17 protein-coding genes are annotated in these 20361 nt (G+C 67.2%); 10 read left to right on the top strand and 7 right to left on the bottom strand.

Features of this window, described 5'->3' with window-relative positions; genetic code table 11:
• The first annotated feature begins 4 nt into the window (after positions 1-4).
• The 6 genes from TSH20_RS03630 (at position 5) to glpK (ending at position 6811) form a co-directional block, all read left to right on the top strand.
• Positions 5-1081, top strand: a complete 1077-nt coding sequence (locus tag TSH20_RS03630; RefSeq protein WP_109073444.1) for an ABC transporter ATP-binding protein — start codon at positions 5-7, stop codon at positions 1079-1081.
• Positions 1082-1095: 14 nt separating this feature from the next.
• Entirely contained in the window at positions 1096-1971 is an 876-nt protein-coding gene (locus TSH20_RS03625; protein ID WP_109073443.1) for a sugar ABC transporter permease, read from the top strand.
• A gap of 68 nt (positions 1972-2039) precedes the next feature.
• The gene (locus TSH20_RS03620; protein WP_208621288.1) at positions 2040-2837 is read left to right on the top strand and encodes an ABC transporter permease subunit; all 798 of its coding nucleotides are present in this window, start codon (positions 2040-2042) and stop codon (positions 2835-2837) included.
• Positions 2838-2856: 19 nt separating this feature from the next.
• On the top strand, positions 2857-3129 hold the full coding sequence (locus TSH20_RS03615) for a DUF2160 domain-containing protein (protein WP_109073460.1): 273 nt from the start codon (positions 2857-2859) through the stop codon (positions 3127-3129).
• A 133-nt stretch (positions 3130-3262) separates the two neighbouring features.
• Positions 3263-5026 carry an ABC transporter substrate-binding protein gene (locus TSH20_RS03610; RefSeq protein WP_109073442.1) on the top strand — a complete coding sequence of 588 codons (1764 nt, stop codon included), beginning with the start codon at positions 3263-3265 and terminating at the stop codon, positions 5024-5026.
• Between the two features lie 291 nt (positions 5027-5317).
• Positions 5318-6811, top strand: coding sequence for a glycerol kinase GlpK (glpK, locus tag TSH20_RS03600; protein WP_109073440.1), 1494 nt, complete (start codon positions 5318-5320; stop codon positions 6809-6811).
• Between the two features lie 178 nt (positions 6812-6989).
• On the opposite strand, the gene TSH20_RS03595 is transcribed toward glpK, so the two are convergent.
• From TSH20_RS03595 to TSH20_RS03585, 3 genes are all read right to left on the bottom strand, one after another.
• The gene (locus TSH20_RS03595) at positions 6990-8615 is read right to left on the bottom strand and encodes a 3-(methylthio)propionyl-CoA ligase (RefSeq protein ID WP_109073439.1); all 1626 of its coding nucleotides are present in this window, start codon (positions 8613-8615) and stop codon (positions 6990-6992) included.
• On the bottom strand, positions 8600-9076 hold the full coding sequence (locus TSH20_RS03590) for a MerR family DNA-binding transcriptional regulator (RefSeq protein WP_109073438.1): 477 nt from the start codon (positions 9074-9076) through the stop codon (positions 8600-8602). Before TSH20_RS03590 ends, TSH20_RS03595 begins: the two co-directional genes overlap by 16 nt.
• Positions 9077-9166: 90 nt before the next feature.
• Positions 9167-10855, bottom strand: a complete 1689-nt coding sequence (locus TSH20_RS03585; protein ID WP_109073437.1) for a methyl-accepting chemotaxis protein — start codon at positions 10853-10855, stop codon at positions 9167-9169.
• 371 nt (positions 10856-11226) lie between these two features.
• Between TSH20_RS03585 and TSH20_RS03580 the strand changes: the two genes are divergently transcribed.
• Positions 11227-12927 carry a glycosyltransferase family 39 protein gene (locus tag TSH20_RS03580; protein WP_158281945.1) on the top strand — a complete coding sequence of 567 codons (1701 nt, stop codon included), beginning with the start codon at positions 11227-11229 and terminating at the stop codon, positions 12925-12927.
• 13 nt (positions 12928-12940) lie between these two features.
• Here the strand turns inward: TSH20_RS03580 and TSH20_RS03575 are convergent, their stop codons facing one another.
• Positions 12941-14323 carry a sigma-54 dependent transcriptional regulator gene (locus TSH20_RS03575; protein ID WP_109073435.1) on the bottom strand — a complete coding sequence of 461 codons (1383 nt, stop codon included), beginning with the start codon at positions 14321-14323 and terminating at the stop codon, positions 12941-12943.
• 7 nt (positions 14324-14330) lie between these two features.
• Positions 14331-16121 (bottom strand): ATP-binding protein, encoded by a 1791-nt coding sequence (locus TSH20_RS03570; RefSeq protein ID WP_109073434.1) that lies wholly within the window; start codon positions 16119-16121, stop codon positions 14331-14333.
• A gap of 304 nt (positions 16122-16425) precedes the next feature.
• On the opposite strand from TSH20_RS03570, the gene TSH20_RS03565 reads away from it, so the two are divergent.
• The 3 genes from TSH20_RS03565 to TSH20_RS03555 all read left to right on the top strand — a co-directional run bounded on the left by TSH20_RS03565 (position 16426) and on the right by TSH20_RS03555 (position 19360).
• The gene (locus tag TSH20_RS03565; protein ID WP_085091122.1) at positions 16426-17046 is read left to right on the top strand and encodes a class I SAM-dependent methyltransferase; all 621 of its coding nucleotides are present in this window, start codon (positions 16426-16428) and stop codon (positions 17044-17046) included.
• Positions 17047-17193: 147 nt separating this feature from the next.
• A complete protein-coding gene (locus tag TSH20_RS03560) occupies positions 17194-18039 on the top strand; it encodes a uroporphyrinogen-III synthase (RefSeq protein WP_109073433.1) in 846 nt (281 codons plus the stop codon).
• A 154-nt stretch (positions 18040-18193) separates the two neighbouring features.
• Positions 18194-19360 carry a cytochrome c peroxidase gene (locus TSH20_RS03555; protein WP_109073432.1) on the top strand — a complete coding sequence of 389 codons (1167 nt, stop codon included), beginning with the start codon at positions 18194-18196 and terminating at the stop codon, positions 19358-19360.
• A gap of 35 nt (positions 19361-19395) precedes the next feature.
• Here the strand turns inward: TSH20_RS03555 and TSH20_RS03550 are convergent, their stop codons facing one another.
• Together TSH20_RS03550 and TSH20_RS03545 are read right to left on the bottom strand one after the other, a co-directional pair.
• Positions 19396-19584, bottom strand: coding sequence for a hypothetical protein (locus TSH20_RS03550; RefSeq protein ID WP_109073431.1), 189 nt, complete (start codon positions 19582-19584; stop codon positions 19396-19398).
• A gap of 177 nt (positions 19585-19761) precedes the next feature.
• Positions 19762-20319: a hypothetical protein gene (locus TSH20_RS03545; protein WP_109073430.1), complete on the bottom strand. Its 558-nt coding sequence runs from the start codon at positions 20317-20319 to the stop codon at positions 19762-19764.
• Positions 20320-20361: the final 42 nt, after the last annotated feature.

The following is a 20361-nucleotide window of genomic DNA, read 5'->3' as shown; positions in this document are numbered from 1 at the left end:
AGCGATGGCGACCATCCAATTCGACAATCTCGGCCACTCCTATCACCCGCACCCGACGAAGCCGGAGGATTATGCGCTCCGCCGCCTGTCGCAGGAGTGGGAGGACGGCAAGGCCTATGCGCTGCTGGGGCCCTCGGGCTGCGGCAAGTCCACGCTGCTGAACATCATCTCCGGCCTGCTGGTGCCCAGCGAGGGGCGGGTGCTGTTCGACGGACTGGACGTCACCCGCTGCACGCCCGAGGAGCGCAACATCGCCCAGGTGTTCCAGTTCCCGGTGATCTACGACACCATGACGGTGTACGAGAACCTCGCCTTTCCCCTGCGCAACCGCAAGGTCCCGGCCGCCGATGTCGACCGCCGCGTGCGGCAGGTGGCCGAGGCGCTGGATCTGACCGACGATCTGAAGAAGCGCGCCCAGCGGCTGACGCCGGATGCCAAGCAGAAGATTTCGATGGGCCGGGGCCTCGTGCGCTCGGACGTGGCGGCCATCCTGTTCGACGAGCCGCTGACCGTCATCGACCCGCACACCAAGTGGATCCTGCGCCGCAAGCTGCGCCAGATCCACGAGGAATACCGCCTGACCATGATCTATGTGACCCACGACCAGGTGGAGGCGCTGACCTTCGCCGACAAGGTCGCGGTGATGTACGAGGGCGCCATGGTCCAGCTCGGCACCCCGCAGGAGCTGTTCGAGAACCCGGAGCACACCTTCGTCGGCTATTTCATCGGCAGCCCCGGCATCAACCTGATGCCCTGCACGCTGGGCAGCGACCATGCGCTGGTCGACGGCATCGCCATCCCGCTGCCCGACCGCGCCGTGCCCGCGGTGGGGGGCAAGTTCGAGCTGGGCATCCGGCCGGAATTCCTGGAGCTGACCCGCAGCGGCAGCGCCGGATCGATCCCGGTGCAGGTCACCGGTGTCGACGATCTCGGCACCTCCAAGCTGGCGACGGTGCGGCTGGGCAGCCACACGCTGAAGGCGCGGCTGAGCGAGGAGCAGGAGATCCCGGCGCTGGACGCCGCCATCCGTTTCCCCACCCGGTGGACCAAGCTCTACCGCGACAGCCATCTGGTCGGTTGAAGGAGGCACAAGCCATGGATAAGGTCCAGGACAACCGGGCTTGGTTCCTGATCATCCCGGTCTTTCTGATCGTCGCCTTCAGCGCGGTGATCCCGCTGATGACGGTGGTCAATTATTCGGTGCAGGAGATCTTCGGCCCCGGCCAGACCTTCTTCGTCGGCACCGAATGGTTCGAGGCGGTGCTGACCGACGACCGGCTGCATGACGCTCTGGTCCGCCAGATCATCTATTCGCTGGCGGTGCTGGCGATTGAGATCCCGCTGGGCATCCTGATCGCTCTCGGCATGCCCGGCGGTCGCAGCGCTAAGACGTCGCTGACGCTGGTTCTGCTGGCTCTGCCGCTGCTGATCCCGTTCAACGTGGTCGGCACCATCTGGCAGATCTTCGGGCGCGGCGACATCGGCCTCTTGGGCGCCACCTTCCGCGCTCTCGGCATCGATTACAACTACACCAACAATTCGGCCCATGCCTGGATGACCGTGCTGGTCATGGATGTCTGGCACTGGACCAGTCTGGTGGCGCTGCTGTGCTATGCCGGGCTGCAGTCGATCCCGCCGGCCTTCTATCAGGCGGCCAAGATCGACGGCGCGTCGAAATGGGCGGTGTTCCGCTACATCCAGCTGCCGAAGATGCGCGGCGTCCTGATCATCGCGGTGCTGCTGCGCTTCATGGACAGCTTCATGATCTACACCGAGCCGTTCGTGCTGACCGGCGGCGGTCCCGGCAACTCCACCACCTTCCTCAGCCAGTATCTGACGCAGATGGCGGTGGGGCAGTTCGATATCGGCAAGGCCGCGGCCTTCTCCATCGTCTACTTCCTGATCGTGCTGCTGTTCAGCTTCATCTTCTACACCGTCATCACCAACTCCGGATCGGGAGAGAAGAAATGAGCAAGGCTGCGGTTCTCGCTCCCGGCTCGCTGGCCGCTCCGGCCAATGTCCGCCGGTCCTCCGCCAGGGTGTCGAACAGGACGATCGTTCTCGTCTGCTACATCGTCTTCCTGATGCTGCCCATCTATTGGATGGTCAACATGTCCTTCAAGACGAACGAGGAGATCCTGTCCGGCCTGACGCTGTTCCCGCGCAATCCGACGCTGCAGAACTACGTCACCATCTTCACCGATCCCAGCTGGTACAGCGGCTACATCAACTCGATCTACTACGTCACGCTGAACACGGTGATCTCGCTGACGGTGGCGCTGCCGGCGGCCTACGCCTTCTCGCGCTACCGCTTCATCGGCGACAAGCATGTGTTCTTCTGGCTGCTGACCAACCGGATGGCGCCGCCGGCCGTGTTCCTGCTGCCCTTCTTCCAGCTTTACCAGACGGTCGGCCTGTTCGACACGCATCTGGCCGTGGCGCTCGCCCACTGCCTGTTCAACGTGCCGCTGGCGGTCTGGATCCTGGAAGGCTTCATGTCGGGCGTGCCGCGCGAGATCGACGAGATGGCCTACATCGACGGCTACAGCTTCCCGCGCTTCTTCGGCACGGTGTTCCTGCCGATGATCCGGGCCGGCGTCGGCGTCACCGCCTTCTTCTGCTTCATGTTCAGCTGGGTCGAGCTGCTGCTGGCCCGCACGCTGACCTCGGTCGATGCCAAGCCGATCGCCGCCACCATGACCCGCACCGTCAGCGCGTCGGGCATGGACTGGGGCCTGCTGGCCGCCGCCGGCGTGCTGACCATCCTGCCGGGCGCGCTCGTGATCTGGTTCGTCCGCAACTACATCGCCAAGGGCTTCGCCCTGGGCCGGGTCTGAGGGAGGCCGCGTCATGGATATGGGTTGGATGGCGTGGACTGCGCCGACCGCGATCTTCTTCGTCTGCATCGCCCTGATGCTGGCCGGCATGACGGTGTGGGAGGTGCTGTCGCCGACGGTGGAGGCCAAGGGCTTCCTGCCGATGCGCACCACCCGCGGCGACCGCCTGTTCATCGGCCTGCTCGGCAGCGCCTTCATCCATCTGGGCTGGCTCGCCGCGACCGACGTGTCGCTGTGGGGCGCCTTTGCGGTCTCGCTGCTGTGGATCGCTTTCGTGATCCGCTTCGGCTGAGGGGGGAGCCAGAGGTTTTCAAGGGATCCGTTCCTCCGCGGGGCTGCGGGGAATACGGGAAGAACGGTGGTTTCCGCCGGTAGCTCAACAATCAAACGTCAACCAGACACCAAGTCGACAAGTGGGAGGAAGCATGCTTCAGCACCAGACTCTGCGGCGCCGCCTGACCGGGGCCGTGATGGCCGGCGGCATCGGCGTTCTGCTGGCGATGGCCTCGGCGGGTCCGTCCGCCGCCATGACGCCGGACCAGGAAGCCGTCGCCAAGCGCATCATCGAGGAACTCCAGCCCTCCACGCTCTCCAAGGACGAGCAGATGAAGGAGCTGGAATGGTTCGTGAAGGCGGCCGAGCCGTACAAGGGCATGGAGATCAACGTCGTCTCCGAAACGCTGACGACGCACGAGTTCGAATCGAAGACTCTCGCCAAGCTGTTCAGCGAGCTTACCGGCATCAAGCTGAAGCACGACCTGATCCAGGAAGGCGACGTCATCGAGAAGCTGCAGACGCAGATGCAGTCGGGCCGCAACGTCTATGACGCCTACGTCAACGACAGCGACCTGATCGGCACCCACGTCCGCTATGGTCAGGCCGTCGCGCTGTCCGACTTCATGGCGGGCGAGGGCAAGGACGTCACCCTGCCGACGCTGGACGTGAAGGACTTCATCGGCACCAGCTTCACCACCGGCCCGGACGGCAAGCTCTACCAGCTGCCCGACCAGCAGTTCGCCAACCTCTACTGGTTCCGCGCCGACTGGTTCGCCCGTCCGGACCTGAAGGAGAAGTTCAAGGCCAAGTACGGCTACGATCTGGGCGTGCCGCAGAACTGGTCGGCCTATGAGGACATCGCCGACTTCTTCACCAACGACGTGAAGGAGATCGACGGCACCCGCGTCTATGGCCACATGGACTACGGCAAGAAGGACCCGTCGCTCGGCTGGCGCTTCACCGACGCGTGGCTGTCGATGGCCGGTGCCGGCGACAAGGGCCTGCCGAACGGCAAGCCGGTGGACGAGTGGGGCATCCGCGTCGAGGGCTGCCGCCCGGCCGGCGCCTCGGTCAAGCGCGGCGGCGACACCAACGGTCCGGCCGCCGTCTATTCGCTGACCAAGTACATCGACTGGCTGAAGAAGTACGCGCCGCCGGAAGCCTCTGGCATGACCTTCTCCGAAGCCGGCCCGGTGCCGGCCCAGGGTGCGGTCGCGCAGCAGATCTTCTGGTACACGGCCTTCACCGCCGACATGACCAAGAAGGGCCTGCCGGTCGTCAACGAGGACGGCTCGCCCAAGTGGCGCATGGCCCCCTCGCCGCACGGCCCGTACTGGGAAGAGGGCATGAAGCTCGGCTACCAGGACGTCGGCTCCTGGACGCTGCTGAAGTCCACCCCGCTGGAACGCCGCAAGGCCGCCTGGCTCTATGCCCAGTTCACCGTGTCGAAGACCGCGTCGCTGAAGAAGACGCTGGTCGGCCTGACGCCGATCCGCGAAAGCGACATCCAGTCCGAGGCGATGACCAAGGTTGCGCCGCAGCTGGGCGGTCTGGTCGAGTTCTACCGCAGCCCGGCCCGTGTCGCCTGGACGCCGACCGGCACCAACGTGCCGGACTATCCGAAGCTGGCCCCGCTGTGGTGGCAGAACATCGCCGAGGCGGTCACGGGTGAGCGCACCCCGCAGCAGGCGATGGACAATCTGGCCGACCAGATGGAGCAGGTCATGGCCCGCATGGAGCGCGCCAAGATCGGCGGCGAGTGCGCCCCGCAGCTGAACAAGCCGGAGGACGCCAAGATCTGGTTCGACAAGCCGGGCGCGCCGAAGCCGAAGCTGGCCAACGAGAAGCCGAAGGGTGAGACCGTTGCCTATGACGACCTGCTGAAGGCCTGGAAGGAAGGCCGCGCCCGCTGATCCGGGATGCGGTGACGGGTTCGCTCTTCCGGCGGGCGTCCTGGTTGCGCCGGAGGTGACCCTGGGGCGGCGGCATGCCGTCGCCCCTTTTCTTTATACGACCACTAGCCAATCCCCTCTCCCCCCCGGGGAGAGGGTTAGGGTGAGGGGGGTGCGCGGCGTGGGCTTCGTTTGTTGAAGCCGCTCCGCATTCCTTGAAAAATCACGCCATGCGTCCCCCTCACCCCGACCCTCTCCCCGGGGGGGAGAGGGGGAGACGCGCGATAATTGGAAAACTGGGGGACACGCAGCATGACCAAGGCCAGCCATATCCTCGCCATCGACCAGGGCACCACCTCGTCGCGGGCGATCCTGTTCGATGGCAGGGGGACTCCGCTGGCCGAGGCGCGGCGCGAGTTCCCGCAGCATTATCCCGGCGACGGCTGGGTCGAGCATGATCCCGCCGACATCCTGCGCGACATCCGCACCGTGGCGCGCGAGGCGGTGGAGAAGGCCGGGGTCGATGTCGCCGCCATCGCCGCCATCGGCATCACCAACCAGCGCGAGACCGCCGTGGTGTGGGACCGCGCCACCGGCGAGCCGATCCACCGCGCCATCGTCTGGCAGGACCGCCGCACCGCGTCGCTCTGCCATGATCTGGTCGCTTCAGGGAATGCCGAGTTGGTGCGCGCCAAGACCGGCCTGCTGATCGACGCCTATTTTTCCGCCACCAAGATCGCCTGGATTCTCGACCATGTGCCGGGCGCCCGCGCGCGGGCCGAACGCGGCGAGCTGTGCTTCGGCACCATCGACAGTTTCCTGATCTATCACCTGACCGGGCGTCAGGTGCATGCGACCGACGCGACCAACGCCTCGCGCACCATGCTGTTCGACATCCATGCCCAGGATTGGGACGACGAGTTGCTGGCGCTGTTCCGGGTGCCGCGCGCCATGCTGCCGCGCGTTCTGGACAGCTCCGACGATTTCGGCGCCACCGAGCCGGAGCTGCTCGGCCGGCCGATCCCGATCGCCGGGGTGGCGGGTGACCAGCAGGCGGCGGCCTTCGGGCAGGCTTGTCTGACGCCGGGCATGGCGAAATCGACCTACGGCACCGGCTGCTTCGCGCTGATCAACACCGGGGAGACGCCGGTGGTGTCGAAGAACCGGCTGCTGACCACCGTCGCCTACCGGCTGAACGGCAAGACGGCCTATGCGCAGGAAGGCTCGATCTTCGTGGCAGGGGCCGCCATCAAGTGGCTGCGCGACGGCATCGGCATCATCACCCATGCCAGCCAGACCGACGACATGGCGACCCGCGTACCCGACAGCCACGGCGTCTATTTCGTCCCGGCCTTCGTGGGCTTGGGTGCGCCGCACTGGGATTCGGATGCGCGCGCCGCGATCTTCGGCATGACGCTGGACGTCGGCCCCGCCCACATCGCCCGCGCGGCGCTGGAGGCGGTCGCCTATCAGACCCGTGACCTGATGGAGGCGATGGCGGGCGATTGGGGCGGCACCATCAACGCGCTGCGCATCGACGGCGGCATGGCCGCCAACGACTGGCTCTGCCAGTTCCTGGCCGACCTGCTGAACATGCCGGTCGAACGCCCGAAGGTGATCGAGACCACGGCGCTGGGCGCCGCCTGCCTCGCGGCGCTGCGGGTCGGCGTGTTCGACGGTTTGGACTCGGTGTCCGATGCCTGGCGCAGCGAGCGCCGGTTCGAACCGCGCATGGAGCAGGACAGGCGCGACCGCCTTTATGGCGGCTGGCGCGACGCCGTGGCGCGGGTGCGGTCGGAGCGCTGAAGCAGCTTCGATGGCGTGAAATTGCTGAGTTTGTGGCGCAGACGAACAAGTCGCCGTCTTCGTCGGCCGGTAGATTGACCTTGGTTGCGCGCTCCTCCCTCGGGTGCGTCGTCCTCGCCAATCCCGCGAGGACACTGGGCCGGACGGTTCATGCCGTCCGGCCCGTTTTCTTTTTGGATCACACTCCGTCCGGGCTGGTCAGTATGTGGCGGATCTCGCTCTTCAACAGCTTGCCGGTTGCGGTGTGGGGCAGGCTGTCGACGAAGCGGACGTCGTCGGGGATGCACCATTTCGCCACCTTGCCGTCGAAGACCGCCAGCAGTTCCTCGCGGGTCAGGGTGGAGTCCGGCTTGCGGACGACGACCAGCACCGGGCGCTCGCCCCATTTCTCGTCGGGAACCGCGACGGCGGCGGCTTCCTGGACGCCGGGATGGCCGACGGCGATGTTCTCCAGGTCGATGGAGCTGATCCATTCACCGCCGGACTTGATGACGTCCTTGGTGCGGTCGACGATCTGGACATAGCCGTCGGCGTCCATCGTCACCACGTCGCCGGTCTCGAACCAGCCCGGCACCGTCTGATGGGCGGGGCTTTCCGTCACGCCGAAATAGCCGGAGCAGACTGTGGGCCCGCGCACCAGCAGCCGGCCGAAGCTGGTGCCGTCGCGGGCCACGTCGTTGCCGGAGCCGTCGACCACGCGGAACTGCACGCCGCAGATCGGCCGACCCTGCTTGGAGGCGAGCGCCAGCGCCGCGTCGGCGTCCAGCCCACGATGCTTGCCCTTCGGCATGTTGGCGAGGCCGAGCGGGCTGGTCTCCGTCATGCCCCAGGCATGCAGGACCTCCACGCCCATCTCCTGGAAGCGCTGGATCATCACCGGCGGACAGGCGGAGCCGCCGATGGCGATGCGGCGCATCGTCGTGAGCTTCTTCCTGTTGGCATCCAGCCAGTTCAGCAGGGCCAGCCAGACGGTCGGCACGCCGGCGGTGTTGGTGACCTTTTCGCTTTCGAACAGTTCGTACAGGCTGGCGCCGTCCAGCTTGCCGCCGGGGAAGACCAGTTTGGCGCCGACCATCGGCGCGGCATAGGGCACGCCCCAGGCGTTGACGTGGAACATCGGCACCACCGGCAGCACCACGTCCGCGGCCGACAGGCCGAACACGTCCGGCATGCAGGCGGCCATGGCATGCAGGTAGGAGGAGCGGTGGCTGTACAGCACGCCCTTCGGGTTGCCGGTGGTGCCGGAGGTGTAGCACATACCGCAGGCGGTGTTCTCGTCCAGCTCCGGCCACTCGTAGCTGTCCGGCTGTTCGGCCAGCAGATCCTCGTAGCACAGCAGGTTGGGCAGGCTGGAGGCCGGCATGTTGGCCCGGTCGGTCATCACGACGATGCCCTTCAGCCCGGTCAGCTCGTGGGCGATGCCCTCCAGCAGCGGCACGAAGGTCAGGTCGGTGAACAGCAGCCGGTCTTCGGCGTGGTTGACGATGTAGGCGATCTGTTCCGGGAACAGGCGCGGGTTGATGGTGTGGCAGACCATGCCCGAGCCGCCGATGCCGTAATAGCATTCCAGATGGCGGTAGCCGTTCCAGGCCAGCGTGCCGATGCGGTCGCCCGGCTGCATCCCCAGCGCCGCCAGCGCATTCGCCAGCTTCTGGGCGCGGACCCAGGCGTCGGCATAGGTGTAGCGGTGGATCGGCCCCTCCGTGGTGCGCGACACGATCTCGGTGTCGGCATGGTAGAGCGCCGCGTGACGCAGGATCGACGTCACCAGCAGCGGGCCATTCATCATCATTCCGCGCAGCATCGTTTCACTCCCGGTTCATTTCTCTTCTGTGTGGGCACGGTCTGTTTTGGGTCTTCGTCAGGCAAGCAGGCGTCAGGCAAGCAGGCGGCGAGCCGCCGTTCGGCATCGCCCTCCATCGCCTTCAACTCGACGATCACCTCGGCGATTTCCGACTGCATGCGTTCAAGCTCGGTCAGGCGGGCGCGGATCTTCCGCAGGCCGTCGCGGTACTGCCCGGCGCTGGGCCGGCCAGAGCGGTAATGGGCAAGGTATTCGGCGATCTGTTCCAGCGAGAAGCCGACCCGCCGGAATTTGAGGATCAGCTTCAGCCGGGCGCGGTCGCGGTAGGTGAACACCCGCCGTCCCCCGGCCCGTTGCGGCGCCAGCAGTCCCTTTTCCTCGTAAAAGCGCAACGCCTGCGGCGTGAGGTCGAACTCCGCCGCCAGCTCCGTCACGCCATACACCCGATCCCGTTCGGCCATGGACAATCCCCCGCGCCAGCGATTTCGCCACGGGCGCAGGGGGAAGTCAACGTCAATGAGCTAAAGCGGGCTTTATGTGCAACCGTGCCGTCAGCCCGCGCGCACTTGCGTGAGGAAGCGGTTCACCTCCTGGCTCAGCGAGTCGGTGTGGCTGGACAGTTGACGGACGGAGGCCAGCACTTCGTAGGCGACCTTGCCGCTTTCGCTCGCCGCCCGATTGACGCCGCCAATGCTGTCGGAAACGGTCTGCGTCCCTTGGGCGGCCTGCTGGATGTTGCGGCTGATCTCGCGGGTGGCGGCACCCTGCTCTTCGACGGCGGAGGCGATGGAAGTGGCGACCTCATTGATGTGGCCGATGACCCGGACCACTTCCTGCAACTCGCCCACTGCGTCACCGGTCATCGACTGGATGTCGGCGACCTGGACGGCGATATCGTCGGTGGCTTTGGCCGTTTGGGTGGCGAGCGCCTTCACTTCGTTCGCCACCACGGCGAATCCGCGCCCTGCCTCTCCCGCCCGCGCCGCTTCGATGGTGGCGTTCAGGGCCAGCAGGTTGGTCTGGCTGGCGATGGAGTTGATGAGTTCGACCACGGCGCCGATCCGCTCGACCGCCTCGGCCAGACCGCCGACCTTGACGTTGGCGCGCTCCGCGATCCCGACCGCCTCGCGGGCGATCTCAGAGGATTGGCCGACCTGCCGGCTGATCTCGCCAATGGAACTGGTCAGTTCTTCGGTCGCGGCGGCGACGGTCTGGACGTTGGCGGAGGTCTGACCGGTGGTCACCGCCACGTCGCCGGCGAGCTTGCCGGTTTGGTCCGCGGCCCTGGTCACGGCGCTGGCGCGGCTTTCCATGCCGGCGGCTTCCTCCACCACGGCATGGATCACGCCGCCGACCGCCTGTTCGAAGCGGTCCGCCATCGCGGCGACGGCACGGTGCTTGTCCTCTTCGGCGCGGCGGGCCTGCTCGGCCCGTTCGGCCTCCAACCTTTGTTTGGCCAGCGCATTCTCCTTGAACACCTGGGTGGCACGGCTCATGTCGCCCAGCTCGTCGCCGCGGCTGGTTTCCGGGAAGCCGACAGTCAGATCGCCGTCGGCCATCGCCCGCATCCGCCCGGCAAGCGAGCGGATGGTGGCGCTGATGTTGTGCCCGACGAGCGCCAGCAGCAGGATGGCCGGCAAGGCCAGCCCGCCGATGACGCCGAGCAGGGTCCATAGCTGCGACAGGAAAGCGGACCACAGGTCGTCGATGAAGACGCCGGTGCCGATGAAGATCCGCCAGGGTTCGAACCCCTTCACATAGGCGAGCTTCACCGCCGTCTCGGTGCCGCCGACGGTGCGCGGCCAGTCATAGGCGTAGGTGCCCTCGCCCTTCTTCTTCACGATGTCGATCAGCGCCGGGATGACGGGCAGACCCGCCGCGTCCTTGATGCCGGAGACGTCCTTGCCCATCAAAGCCTTGTTGGCATGGGCGAACCCGATGCTGTCATAGGTGTGGGCGAACAGATACTCCTCCCCACTGTAGCGGATGGCGAGGAAGGCTTCCTTGAAGCGGGCCTGCGCCTCCTCACGGGTCAGGTGGCCGGTGGCGACCTCGCCTTCGAACCGTGCCGCCATGCTGTGTCCCGCCTCGACCATGAAACGAAGGGCATCGACGCGGTCCTGGTACATCCGATTATAGCTGAGATAAAGCCCGGCACCGGCGATTGCCAAACAGGCGAGACTGGCTGTTGCAACCAGCATCAGCAGTTTCGCACGGATCGAGAGAGAAGTTCCTGTCATGGCTCACCACCTTTCGGCGCACTTTACACGCCTTGTCTTGCGGCGAATTGTTGCGCGAATAGTGAACCAAATCCTTACAAAGGACGCGCGCTAGAGTGTCGCATGCAGAGGCTTGGAAAAGCGGCCGTGCAACAAGTGCGAGTATTTTAGATAATTCGCCAGTATTCTGAAAATTGATTGAGGATCTTTGCGTCTTTCCCGTTCTCGGTGATGTGCGATGCGCCCGACGCGCCTACCTTCTCACGGTGTCCGAACGCCCGGTCCGCGCATCCACGGTCATGTCAGAGATTTCACATGACAAGCCGCGGCGGCCGGTGCTTTCTGCAGATCGGCCTTGGGGGGCTTGCGGACGGGAAGCGAGGGAGCCGGGCGTGCGGGGGAAGAGCAGCGTTTTGCGCCGGCTGATCGGCGAGCCGTGGGATCTTGCCGCGGCGTTGGGATTGCTGGCCCTGATCGTGCTGGTCGCCGTCACCTTCCGGCAATACGGCATCTCCAACGACGAGGAGGTGCAGCATGTCTATGGCGCCAAGCTGATCGACTGGTACCGCAGCGGCTTCACCGACGATTCGGCCTTCACCTACAAGAACCTCTATCTCTATGGCGGGCTGTTCGACATGGCGGCGGTGGCGCTGGCGCCGCTGCTGCCCTTCGATCCCTATGAGACGCGGCACCTGCTGTGCGCCCTGATCGGGGTGGCGGGGATCGCGGTGGTCTGGGGCGTCGGCCGCCGGGTCGCCGGGCCGCGGGCCGGGTTCCTGGCCGGGGCGCTGCTGGCGCTGTGCGGTCCCTGGTATGGCGGGCTGTTCAACCACACCAAGGACGTGCCCTTCGGCGTGCTGATGATGGCCGCCGTGGCGATGCTGATCCGGCTGGTCGGGCAGATGCCGCGGCCCCGCTGGGGCACGGTGCTGGGATTCGGCGTGGTCGCCGGGCTGGCGCTGGGCATCCGGGTCGGGGCGCTGCTGGTGGCCGGCTACGCTGCGGCGGCGCTGGCGGGCTGGGTGCTGGTGGGCGGAGTCTCTGCCGGACGGCTGCGCGAAGCCGGCCGGGGGGCCTTGCGGCTGCTGCCGGCGCTGCCGGTCGCCTATGGGCTGATGGCGGTATTCTGGCCCTGGGCGGTGCTGGAGCCGCTGAACCCGTTGCGGGCGCTGGCCGATTTCTCGCATTTCCATTATCCGATCCGCACCATGCTGGGCGGCACCGAATATTGGATGTACGAGGTGCCGCGCAGCTATCTGGTCTGGTATCTCGGGGTCAAGCTGCCGCTGGTGATGCTGGGCGGGGTTGCGCTGGGGCTGCTGGTATTGCCGGCGATGATGTATCGCGACCGGCTGATGAGCGAGGAGGGGCGGGTCCGCGCGGTCGGCTGCGGGCTGGTGGTGCTGGCGGCGCTGTTCCCGGTCGCTTGGTTCACCATCACCCATGCCCCCGGCTACACCGCGATCCGCCATTTCCTGTTCGTGCTGCCGCCGCTGGCGGTGCTGGGCGGCATCGGGCTCGACCGGCTGCTCGGTTGGGCCGGGGCCTGGAGGTTCGGCGTGTCGCAGCGGACCGGACGCGGGCTGTCGGCGGCGGTCCTGGCCGGGGTCGCGCTGGCGCTGGTGCTGGGCCGCGAGGCGACGGTCCTGGAGTCGCTGCATCCGGACGAATATGTCTATTTCAACGAGTTGGTCGGCGGCGTCGCCGGCGCGGTGCGCAAGTATGATGTCGATTACTGGGTCAACAGCCTGCCGGAAGCGGTGGAGGATCTGTCGGAGGTGATCGCGGCGGAGGAAGCGCGCACCCACCATCACAGGACCTACAGCGTCGCCGTCTGCGCCGAGCCGCTGGCCTTCGAAAAGCTGGCACCGGCCAACATGCGCTGGGTCAACGACTGGAATCGAGCCGACTTCTTCATCGCGCCGACGCAGGAGGATTGCGACGCGCTGATGACCGGTCCGACGGTGGCGGAGGTCGAACGCGATGGCGCCCTGCTGGCGGTGGTGAAGGATATGCGCAAGCCGGCGGAGCCGGCGGAAACAACTGTCGAAATGGCCCGCCTGCGCACCGGCCGCCACCAGCGGCATTGGTGATCGGCGACCGTGGTCAGCCGCGGGGCAGGAAGCGCGTGCGGTCCAGCCCGTGGCGGGCCATCTTCTCGTTCAGGGTGCGGCGCGGGATGTCCAGCAGGTCCATCACCGCCTTGATGTCGCCCTTGCAGCGGTCCAACGCCTGTTCGATCACCCGCTTCTCGAAGGCGTCGACCTGATCGGCGAGCGCCCGCGGTGACGCAGCCGCCTCTCCACCGATCGGACGGCGGCGCAGCAGGCCGGCGACGCCGCTGCGCCCGACCGACAGGACATGGCGCTCGGCCAGATTGCGCAGTTCCCGCACATTGCCGGGCCAGTCATGCGCCAGCAGCGCGTCGATGTCGGCCGGCTCCAGCGGGCGCGGCTCACGGCCATGGCGGGCGGCGAATTCGGCGGTGAAATAGTCGAACAGCAGCGGAATGTCCTCCGCCCGCGCCCGCAGCGGCGGGATGTGCAGTTCCGCCACGTTGAGGCGGTAATAGAGGTCGGCACGGAACCGCCCCTCCTCGCTGAGGTCGAGCAGGTCGATCTTGGTCGCCGCCACCAGCCGCAGATCGACCGGAACCTGCTTGTTGGAGCCCAGCCGTTCGATGGTGCGTTCCTGCAGGGCGCGCAGCAGCTTGACCTGGATGGCCAGCGGCATACTCTCGATCTCGTCGAGGAACAGTGTGCCGCCGCTGGAATGTTCCAGCTTGCCGGCGCGGCGCTGGGTGGCGCCGGTGAAGGCGCCGGGTTCATGCCCGAACAGCTCGCTTTCCGCCATGCTGTCGGGGATGGCGCCGCAATTGACCGCGACGAAGGCGCCCTTCGCACCCCTGGGGCCGAAATCATGCAGGCAGCGGGCGACCAGCTCCTTGCCCGTGCCGGTCTCGCCATGGATCAGCACGCTGGCGCTGGTGGCGGCGAGGTCGATCAGGTCGCGCCGCAGCTCGGCGATGGCGGGGGAGGTGCCGATCAGCTTCGATTCGATCCCGCCACCGCCGGCCCGGCGGCGCAGGCCGCGGTTTTCCAGCACCAGCCGCCGCTTCTCCGCCGCACGGCGGATGACGGCGACCAGATGGTCGGGTTCGAAGGGCTTTTCGATGAAGTCGTAGGCGCCGCGCCGCATCGCCTCCACCGCCAGCGCCACGTCGCCGTGGCCGGTCACAAGGATCACCGGCAGGTCGGCATCACGCTCCAGCGCCCGCTCCAGCACCGCCATGCCGTCCATCCGCGGCATCCGCACGTCGGTGACCAGCACGCCGGGAAAGTCGGGTGCCAGCAGGTCGAGCGCCAGCTGCGGCGTCTCGAATCCTTGCGCGGCGAAGCCGGCCAGTTGCAGCCATTGCGTCACCGACACGCGCATCGCCAGCTCGTCGTCGATGAACAGGACGGGGGTGGCATGCGGATCGGTAATCATCTGCCCCTCATTGTGCTTCCGGCAACTGGACGACGAAACAGGCGCCGCCTTCGGGATTGTTCTCCGCCCGCAGCGTGCCGCCGAAGTCGCGCACGATGCCATAAGACAGCGACAGCCCGAGGCCAAGCCCCTGTCCGACCTCCTTGGTGGTGAAGAAGGGGTCGAACAGCTGGAACTGGTGCGCCTCGGCGATGCCGGTGCCGGTGTCGCGGATGCGGATCTCCCAGCCCTCGCTACTCCGGTCGGCCGTCAGGGTCAGGCGCCGCTCCTCGCACTCGGCCATGGCGTCGGCGGCGTTGCGCAGAAGGTTGACGAAGACCTGTTCCAGCCGCACCGCGTCGCCGCGAACGCGGGCGTCGGGCGGGATGCTCTGCTCCACCTGCACCTCCTCCTCGCGCAGGCGGGACGCCAGCAGGGCCAGCGCGCGGTCCATGGCGCGGGCGACCGGAACCGCCTCCACCCGCGCCGGACCTTTGCGGGCGAAGTCCTTCAGATGGCCGGACAGCACCGCCATCCGCTCCGCCAGATCGCCGATCATGGCGAGGTTGTCGCGGACCATCGCCGTCTCGCCCCGCTCGGCCAGCAGCCGGGTGGAGGCGACGAAGGTGCGGATGGCGGCCAGCGGCTGGTTGATCTCGTGCGCCAGCGCCGCCGACATCTGGCCCAAAGCCGCCAGCTTGCCGGCCTGCACCAGCTCCTCCTGCGCCTCGCGCAGGACGCGGTTGGCGGTCAGCAGTTCGGCCGTGCGCTCCTCCACACGGCGTTCCAGCGTCACGCGCGCCTCCTGCTGGAGCCGCAGGGTCTGGCGCCGCTGCCAGCCCAGCGCCAGGGCGGCGGCCAGCAGCAGGATGCCCATCGCGGTCAGCACGGCGGCACCCGCCGCCTGCGCCTTCACCGGCTCCAGATCCGACAGGAATCGGATGGTCCAGCCGAATTCCGGCAGGGGGAGTTCCTGCATCAGGTAGGCGTGGCGGGCGCCGTGGGAGAGCGGATCGGGCAGACTGACCAGCCGCGCGCCGTTTTCCGCCAGCGGGCCGTCGCGCAGGCCGAGCGGGGCCGGCTCGCTGCGGTCATACTGGCGGGTCTGTGCCAGACGGGCCTTCACCACGTCGGGCAGCGGGCGCAAGGCGCGGTATTTCCAGTCGGCGTGGCTGGACAGGAAAACGATGCCGTTCTCGTCGGTCACCAGCACCCGCTCGCCACCGGCGGCCCAATCGCGCTGCAGCGGCTCCAGGTCGATCTTGACCACGGCGACGCCGATCAGCGCCTCCCCCCGATGGACGGCGTGCGACAGGAAATAGCCGGGCAGGCCGGTGGTGACGCCGATGCCGAAGTAACGGCCGCTGCCGGACTCCACCGCCTGACGGAAATAGGGGCGGAAGTCATAGGTCTGGCCGACGAAGCTCTGCGCCGGATCGGCCCAGTTGCTGGCCGCCAGCGCGAGGCCCGACCGGTTCACCACATAGAGCGCCGCCGATCCCGCCGCCGCGTTCGCCGTCTCCAGCCGGCGGTTCACCACGTCGCGCCGCGTCTCCGACGGCGTATCGAGAAGGTCCAGCACCTCATGGTCGCGGGCGACCAGAAAGGGGAGGTAATCGTAACGGCCGACCGCGTTGCGGATGCTGCTGGCATAGAGGCCAAGCCGCTGGTCGCCGTTCAGGGTCAGCGCCGCCCGCGCCTCCGCCTCCGCCCAGCGATAGGCGCCCCAGCAGGCCAGCGCCGTCACCGCGGCCAGCGCCGCGATGAGGATCGCCAGTCGGCGGTGGCGCAGCGAACGGGATGAGACGGTGTCGGCCATGGCCTGTCTATGGGACCGCCGGGGCGATACTGTCCAGCGCCTTTTGCCGCCGCCGGGAGGGTTGGTAAAACGGTCAGGGTTCTTGAATGAACGTCCAATCAAGAATATCGAGGAGTCGTGCGAACACAAATCAACCAAACGGATATGACAAATGAATGGGCTCACCAGCGGTGACTTTGGCGGGCATCTGTTGTTTGCGTCACTTTCATGGCATGCAAAAGGCGGGTATGGTGCGCCGCTGCCGGCTTGGGCTGGACCTTGCGGCACATGCAGGCAACGGGATCGAAACGGGGGAGACAGGATCATGGACGCCGAATCCATTCGCGCCGCTTATCGCCGCTATGCCGGATTCTACGACCGGGTGTTCGGCGTGCTGCTGGCCTCTGGCCGGCATGCGGCGGTGGAGTGGCTGAACCGCCGCGGTGGCCTGCGCATCCTGGAGGTCGGCGTTGGCACCGGCCTGTCGCTGTCCGACTACCGCAAGGACAACCGCGTCGTCGGCATCGACCTGTCAACCGACATGCTGAAGGTGGCGCAGGAGCGGGTGGAACGCGAAAAGCTCGATCATGTCGAAGGGCTGCTGGAAATGGATGCCGGCAAGCTGGCCTTCGCCGATGGCAGCTTCGACGTGGTGGTCGCCATGTATGTGATGACCGTCGTTCCCGACCCCCAGGGCACGATGGCGGAGCTGGAGCGCGTCTGCAAACCCGGCGGCGACATCGTCATCGTCAACCATTTCGCCGCCCCCCGCCCCGGCGTCCGCCGCGCGGTGGAGGGCTGGCTGTCACCGCTTTCGAAGAAGCTCGGCTGGCGGCCCGACTTCACGCTGGACGCGATGATGGCCGGCTCGCGGCTGGCAGTGGAAAGCATCCGCACCCTGCCGCCCTTCGGGTTGTTCAGCCTGCTGCATTGCCGGCGGGGATAGGAGCGCCTGTCCATCCCGCGTGAACGCGCCGGTCGCCTGCTGTAGCCTTATGGTTGGCGATCGGATTCACGCTCCAAATCGATTCCGATTTTACGCGATCCGATCTAGTCTCGCCGTCACCACACACGCGACCATGGGAGCGGGGATATGGCCGAACAGGGCGGCGATCTGGCGGGAAAGCGGATTCTGGTGCCGGAAAGCCGGGACCTCGACCTGTTCGCGGGCATGATGGAGCAGCATGGCGCCGAGACGATCCGCTGCCCGCTGGTCAAGATCCTCGACCTCGACGATCCGGCGCCGGCACGGGAATGGCTGGAGCGGCTGCTGACCGAAGGGTTCGACGACATCGTCCTGCTGACCGGCGAAGGTCTGCGGCGGCTGATGACCGTCGCCCGCGCCATGGAGCGCGAGGCGGACGTGGTCGCCGCCATCGGCCGCGCGCGCGTCTTCGTCCGCGGGCCGAAGCCGGTGAAGGCTCTGCGCGAGATCGGCTGCGCCCCCTACAAATCCGCCCCGGCCCCGACCACCGAGGGCGTCATCGCCATGCTGGGTGAGGAGGATCTCGCCGGCCGCCGCGTCGGCATCCAACTCTACCCCGACAACCCGAACGATCCTCTGCTGGAGGCGGTGCGGGCCGGCGGCGGTATCCCGGTGGCGGTGACCCCCTACCGCTACGCCAATGATTCGGAGACCGGCGCCGTCCAGACCGCGATCCGCGACATGGCGGACGGGCGCATCGATTTCGTCGCCTTCACTGCCTCGCCCCAGGTGCGGCGCCTGCATGAGGTGGCGGAGGCCTGCGGCCTCGGCGACGCCTTCCGCCAGGGATTCGCCAGGACGCGCATCGCAGCCGTCGGCCCGGTGGTGGCGGAAGCGGTGGAGGCGGCCGGCGGCACCGTCGCGGTTTCCCCGGACTCGACCTTCCACATGAAGCCGCTGGTCACCGCCATCCGCCGGCTGCTGACGGAGGGGGAGGGGAGCAAGCCGGCCTGACCGGCCATCGCCCTTTGCGGGCCAGCGACCTTTCGCCCCACCCTCCTTATGCGCGGGCGGATTGATAACGATTCTCACTCTCGATTAACCTTTGACGCTCAGTGTTGGCCCCAGTCTGTGACCCCAGTCAGCGGCCGTTGCCAGGAGCGTCGTCATGTCCGTCCGCCTTTCTCCCCTGTTCCGCCACGCGCTTGCGCTGGTTCTGCTGTCGGCCGGGCTGGCCGGGGGCGGGGCCGCTCTTGCCGCGAATCTGTCGAGCAAGGAGAAGCTGGGGGAGGCGCTGTTTTCCGACACCGCGCTGTCGGCCAACCGCACGCAATCCTGCGCCGACTGCCACAACCCGGATTTCGGCTTTGCCGATCCGCGGACCGGCGGTGCGGGCGGGGCGGCGTCGGTCGGCGACAACGGCAAGTCGGTGGGCGACCGCAACGCGCCGACGGCGGCCTATGCGGCCTTCACGCCGGCCTTCCACATCAAGGCGGACGGCAAGGCGGTCGGCGGCCAGTTCTGGGACGGCCGCGCCGCGACGCTGAAGGATCAGGCCGGCGGCCCGCCGCTGAACCCTGCGGAGATGGGGCTGACCTCCAAGGAGCAGGCGCGAGACAGGCTGGCGGAGAATCCCGACTATGCCCGCGCCTTCGTGGCGCTCTACGGCGCCGGGGTGCTGGATGATGCCGGGCGCGCCTATGACGCGATGACCGACAGCCTCGCCGCCTTCGAGAAGACCGACCGCTTCGCGCTCTTCGATTCGAAGTACGACCGCTATCTGCGCGGCGACTACAAGATGACGCCGGAGGAGGATCTGGGCATGACCCTGTTCTTCTCCACCCAGTTCACCAACTGCAACCAGTGCCACAAGCTGAAGGCGATGCCGGCCGCGGAGGGGGAGATGTTCACCAACTACGAACATCACAACATCGGCGTGCCCGCCAATCCCGCCCTGCGCGAGGCCTCCGGCAAACCGGGTTTCGCCGACCGCGGGCTGCACGACAATCCGGCGGCGGCCGAGCCCGCCTATGAGGGGAAGTTCAAGACGCCGACCCTGCGCAACGTCGCGGTGACCGGCCCCTACATGCACAATGGCGTCTTCAAGGATCTGGAGACGGTCGTGCGCTTCTACGACCACTACAACAACCGGACGGAAAAGGCCGCGATCAATCCGGAGACCGGCAAGCCCTGGGGACCGCCGGAGGTGGCGGCGAATCTGTCGACGAAGGAACTGGAATCGGCGCCGGCGCTGGACACCCGCCGCGTCAAGGCGCTGGTCGCCTTCATGAAGACGCTGACCGACTCGCGGTACGAACACCTGCTGGCGAAATAGGGCGGATTCTTTCAGCCGTCTCTTTTAGGCCGCCCTTATCGGCCACCGATGTCGATGCGGAAGAGTTCCAGGTCCAACAGTTCCATCGACATCCGGCGGCGCCCCGTAGACGTGTGTCGGGCGGCGTTGCGGAACGCCAGCTTGCGGGCCAGCGGCTGGCTCAGCCAGGCGGCGCGGGCGCGGTCGATCAGGGCGGTGCAGCGATGGGACAGAGTGGCGTTCATGGCGGTCGGGCTCTCTCGCAAGGGATCGGGGTCGGCGGCAGCATGGCTCCTGTGAGCAGTTGCAATAAGAATGTCCCGGCAACGTGACAGTTTCTATCGCCCGAAGGTCTAGTCCCTACGCCATAGGGGTGGGATTCGGTCGATTTCGTCCCGGTCTTCGACCAAAGAAGGAGGGCGTCACATCACCAGACCGACCAGCCGGCGCAGGGCATCGCGGGCTTCGCCGTCCAGAACCGGCAAGCCGTTGCGGGCCTCCAGCATGTAGGCGCCGGGATCGGCCAGGGTGCGCATGGCGAATCCGGCGACCACCGGCGGCTCGCTGCTGAGCGGTGGCTGGTCGTAGACGGGGGTGAAGCTGCAGCCGCTGAGCAGCGCGCGGATCATCAGCGCCTCGTCCGAGGTGGCGCCGGCCGCCGGCGTGTTGATGCCGAACAGCAGCCGCTCCGCCTCCGAGTCGGTCACCAGCCCGCGTTCCAGCAGGATGTCGACCATGCCGGAGCTGGTCATCACCGGCGCCGCCCGCCCCTTCCAGCAGAAGCGGCCATCATCCCAGCCGACATCCAGGCTGCGGAAGATCATGTGCGGTTCGCCGCCGCCGGGGGTGCCGGCAACGATGTAATTGACTCGCAAAAGCCCGTTCCACGCGCCGGCCGGAGCGACGATGCAGGACAGCCCGCTCCGCGTCAGGCGCAGGTAGGTGTCGTTGATGCCCGATGGCTCGAAGTCGAAAAGCATGGGTCTCTCACCTCGCTGCAGGCCGGCCCGGCGTCGCCGCGG

Origin of the sequence: Azospirillum sp. TSH20, from assembly GCF_003115935.1 — a bacterium.
Lineage (GTDB): Bacteria > Pseudomonadota > Alphaproteobacteria > Azospirillales > Azospirillaceae > Azospirillum.
The sequence above is the reverse complement of the archived record's forward strand: the minus strand, read 5'-3'. Positions and strand labels throughout refer to the sequence as shown.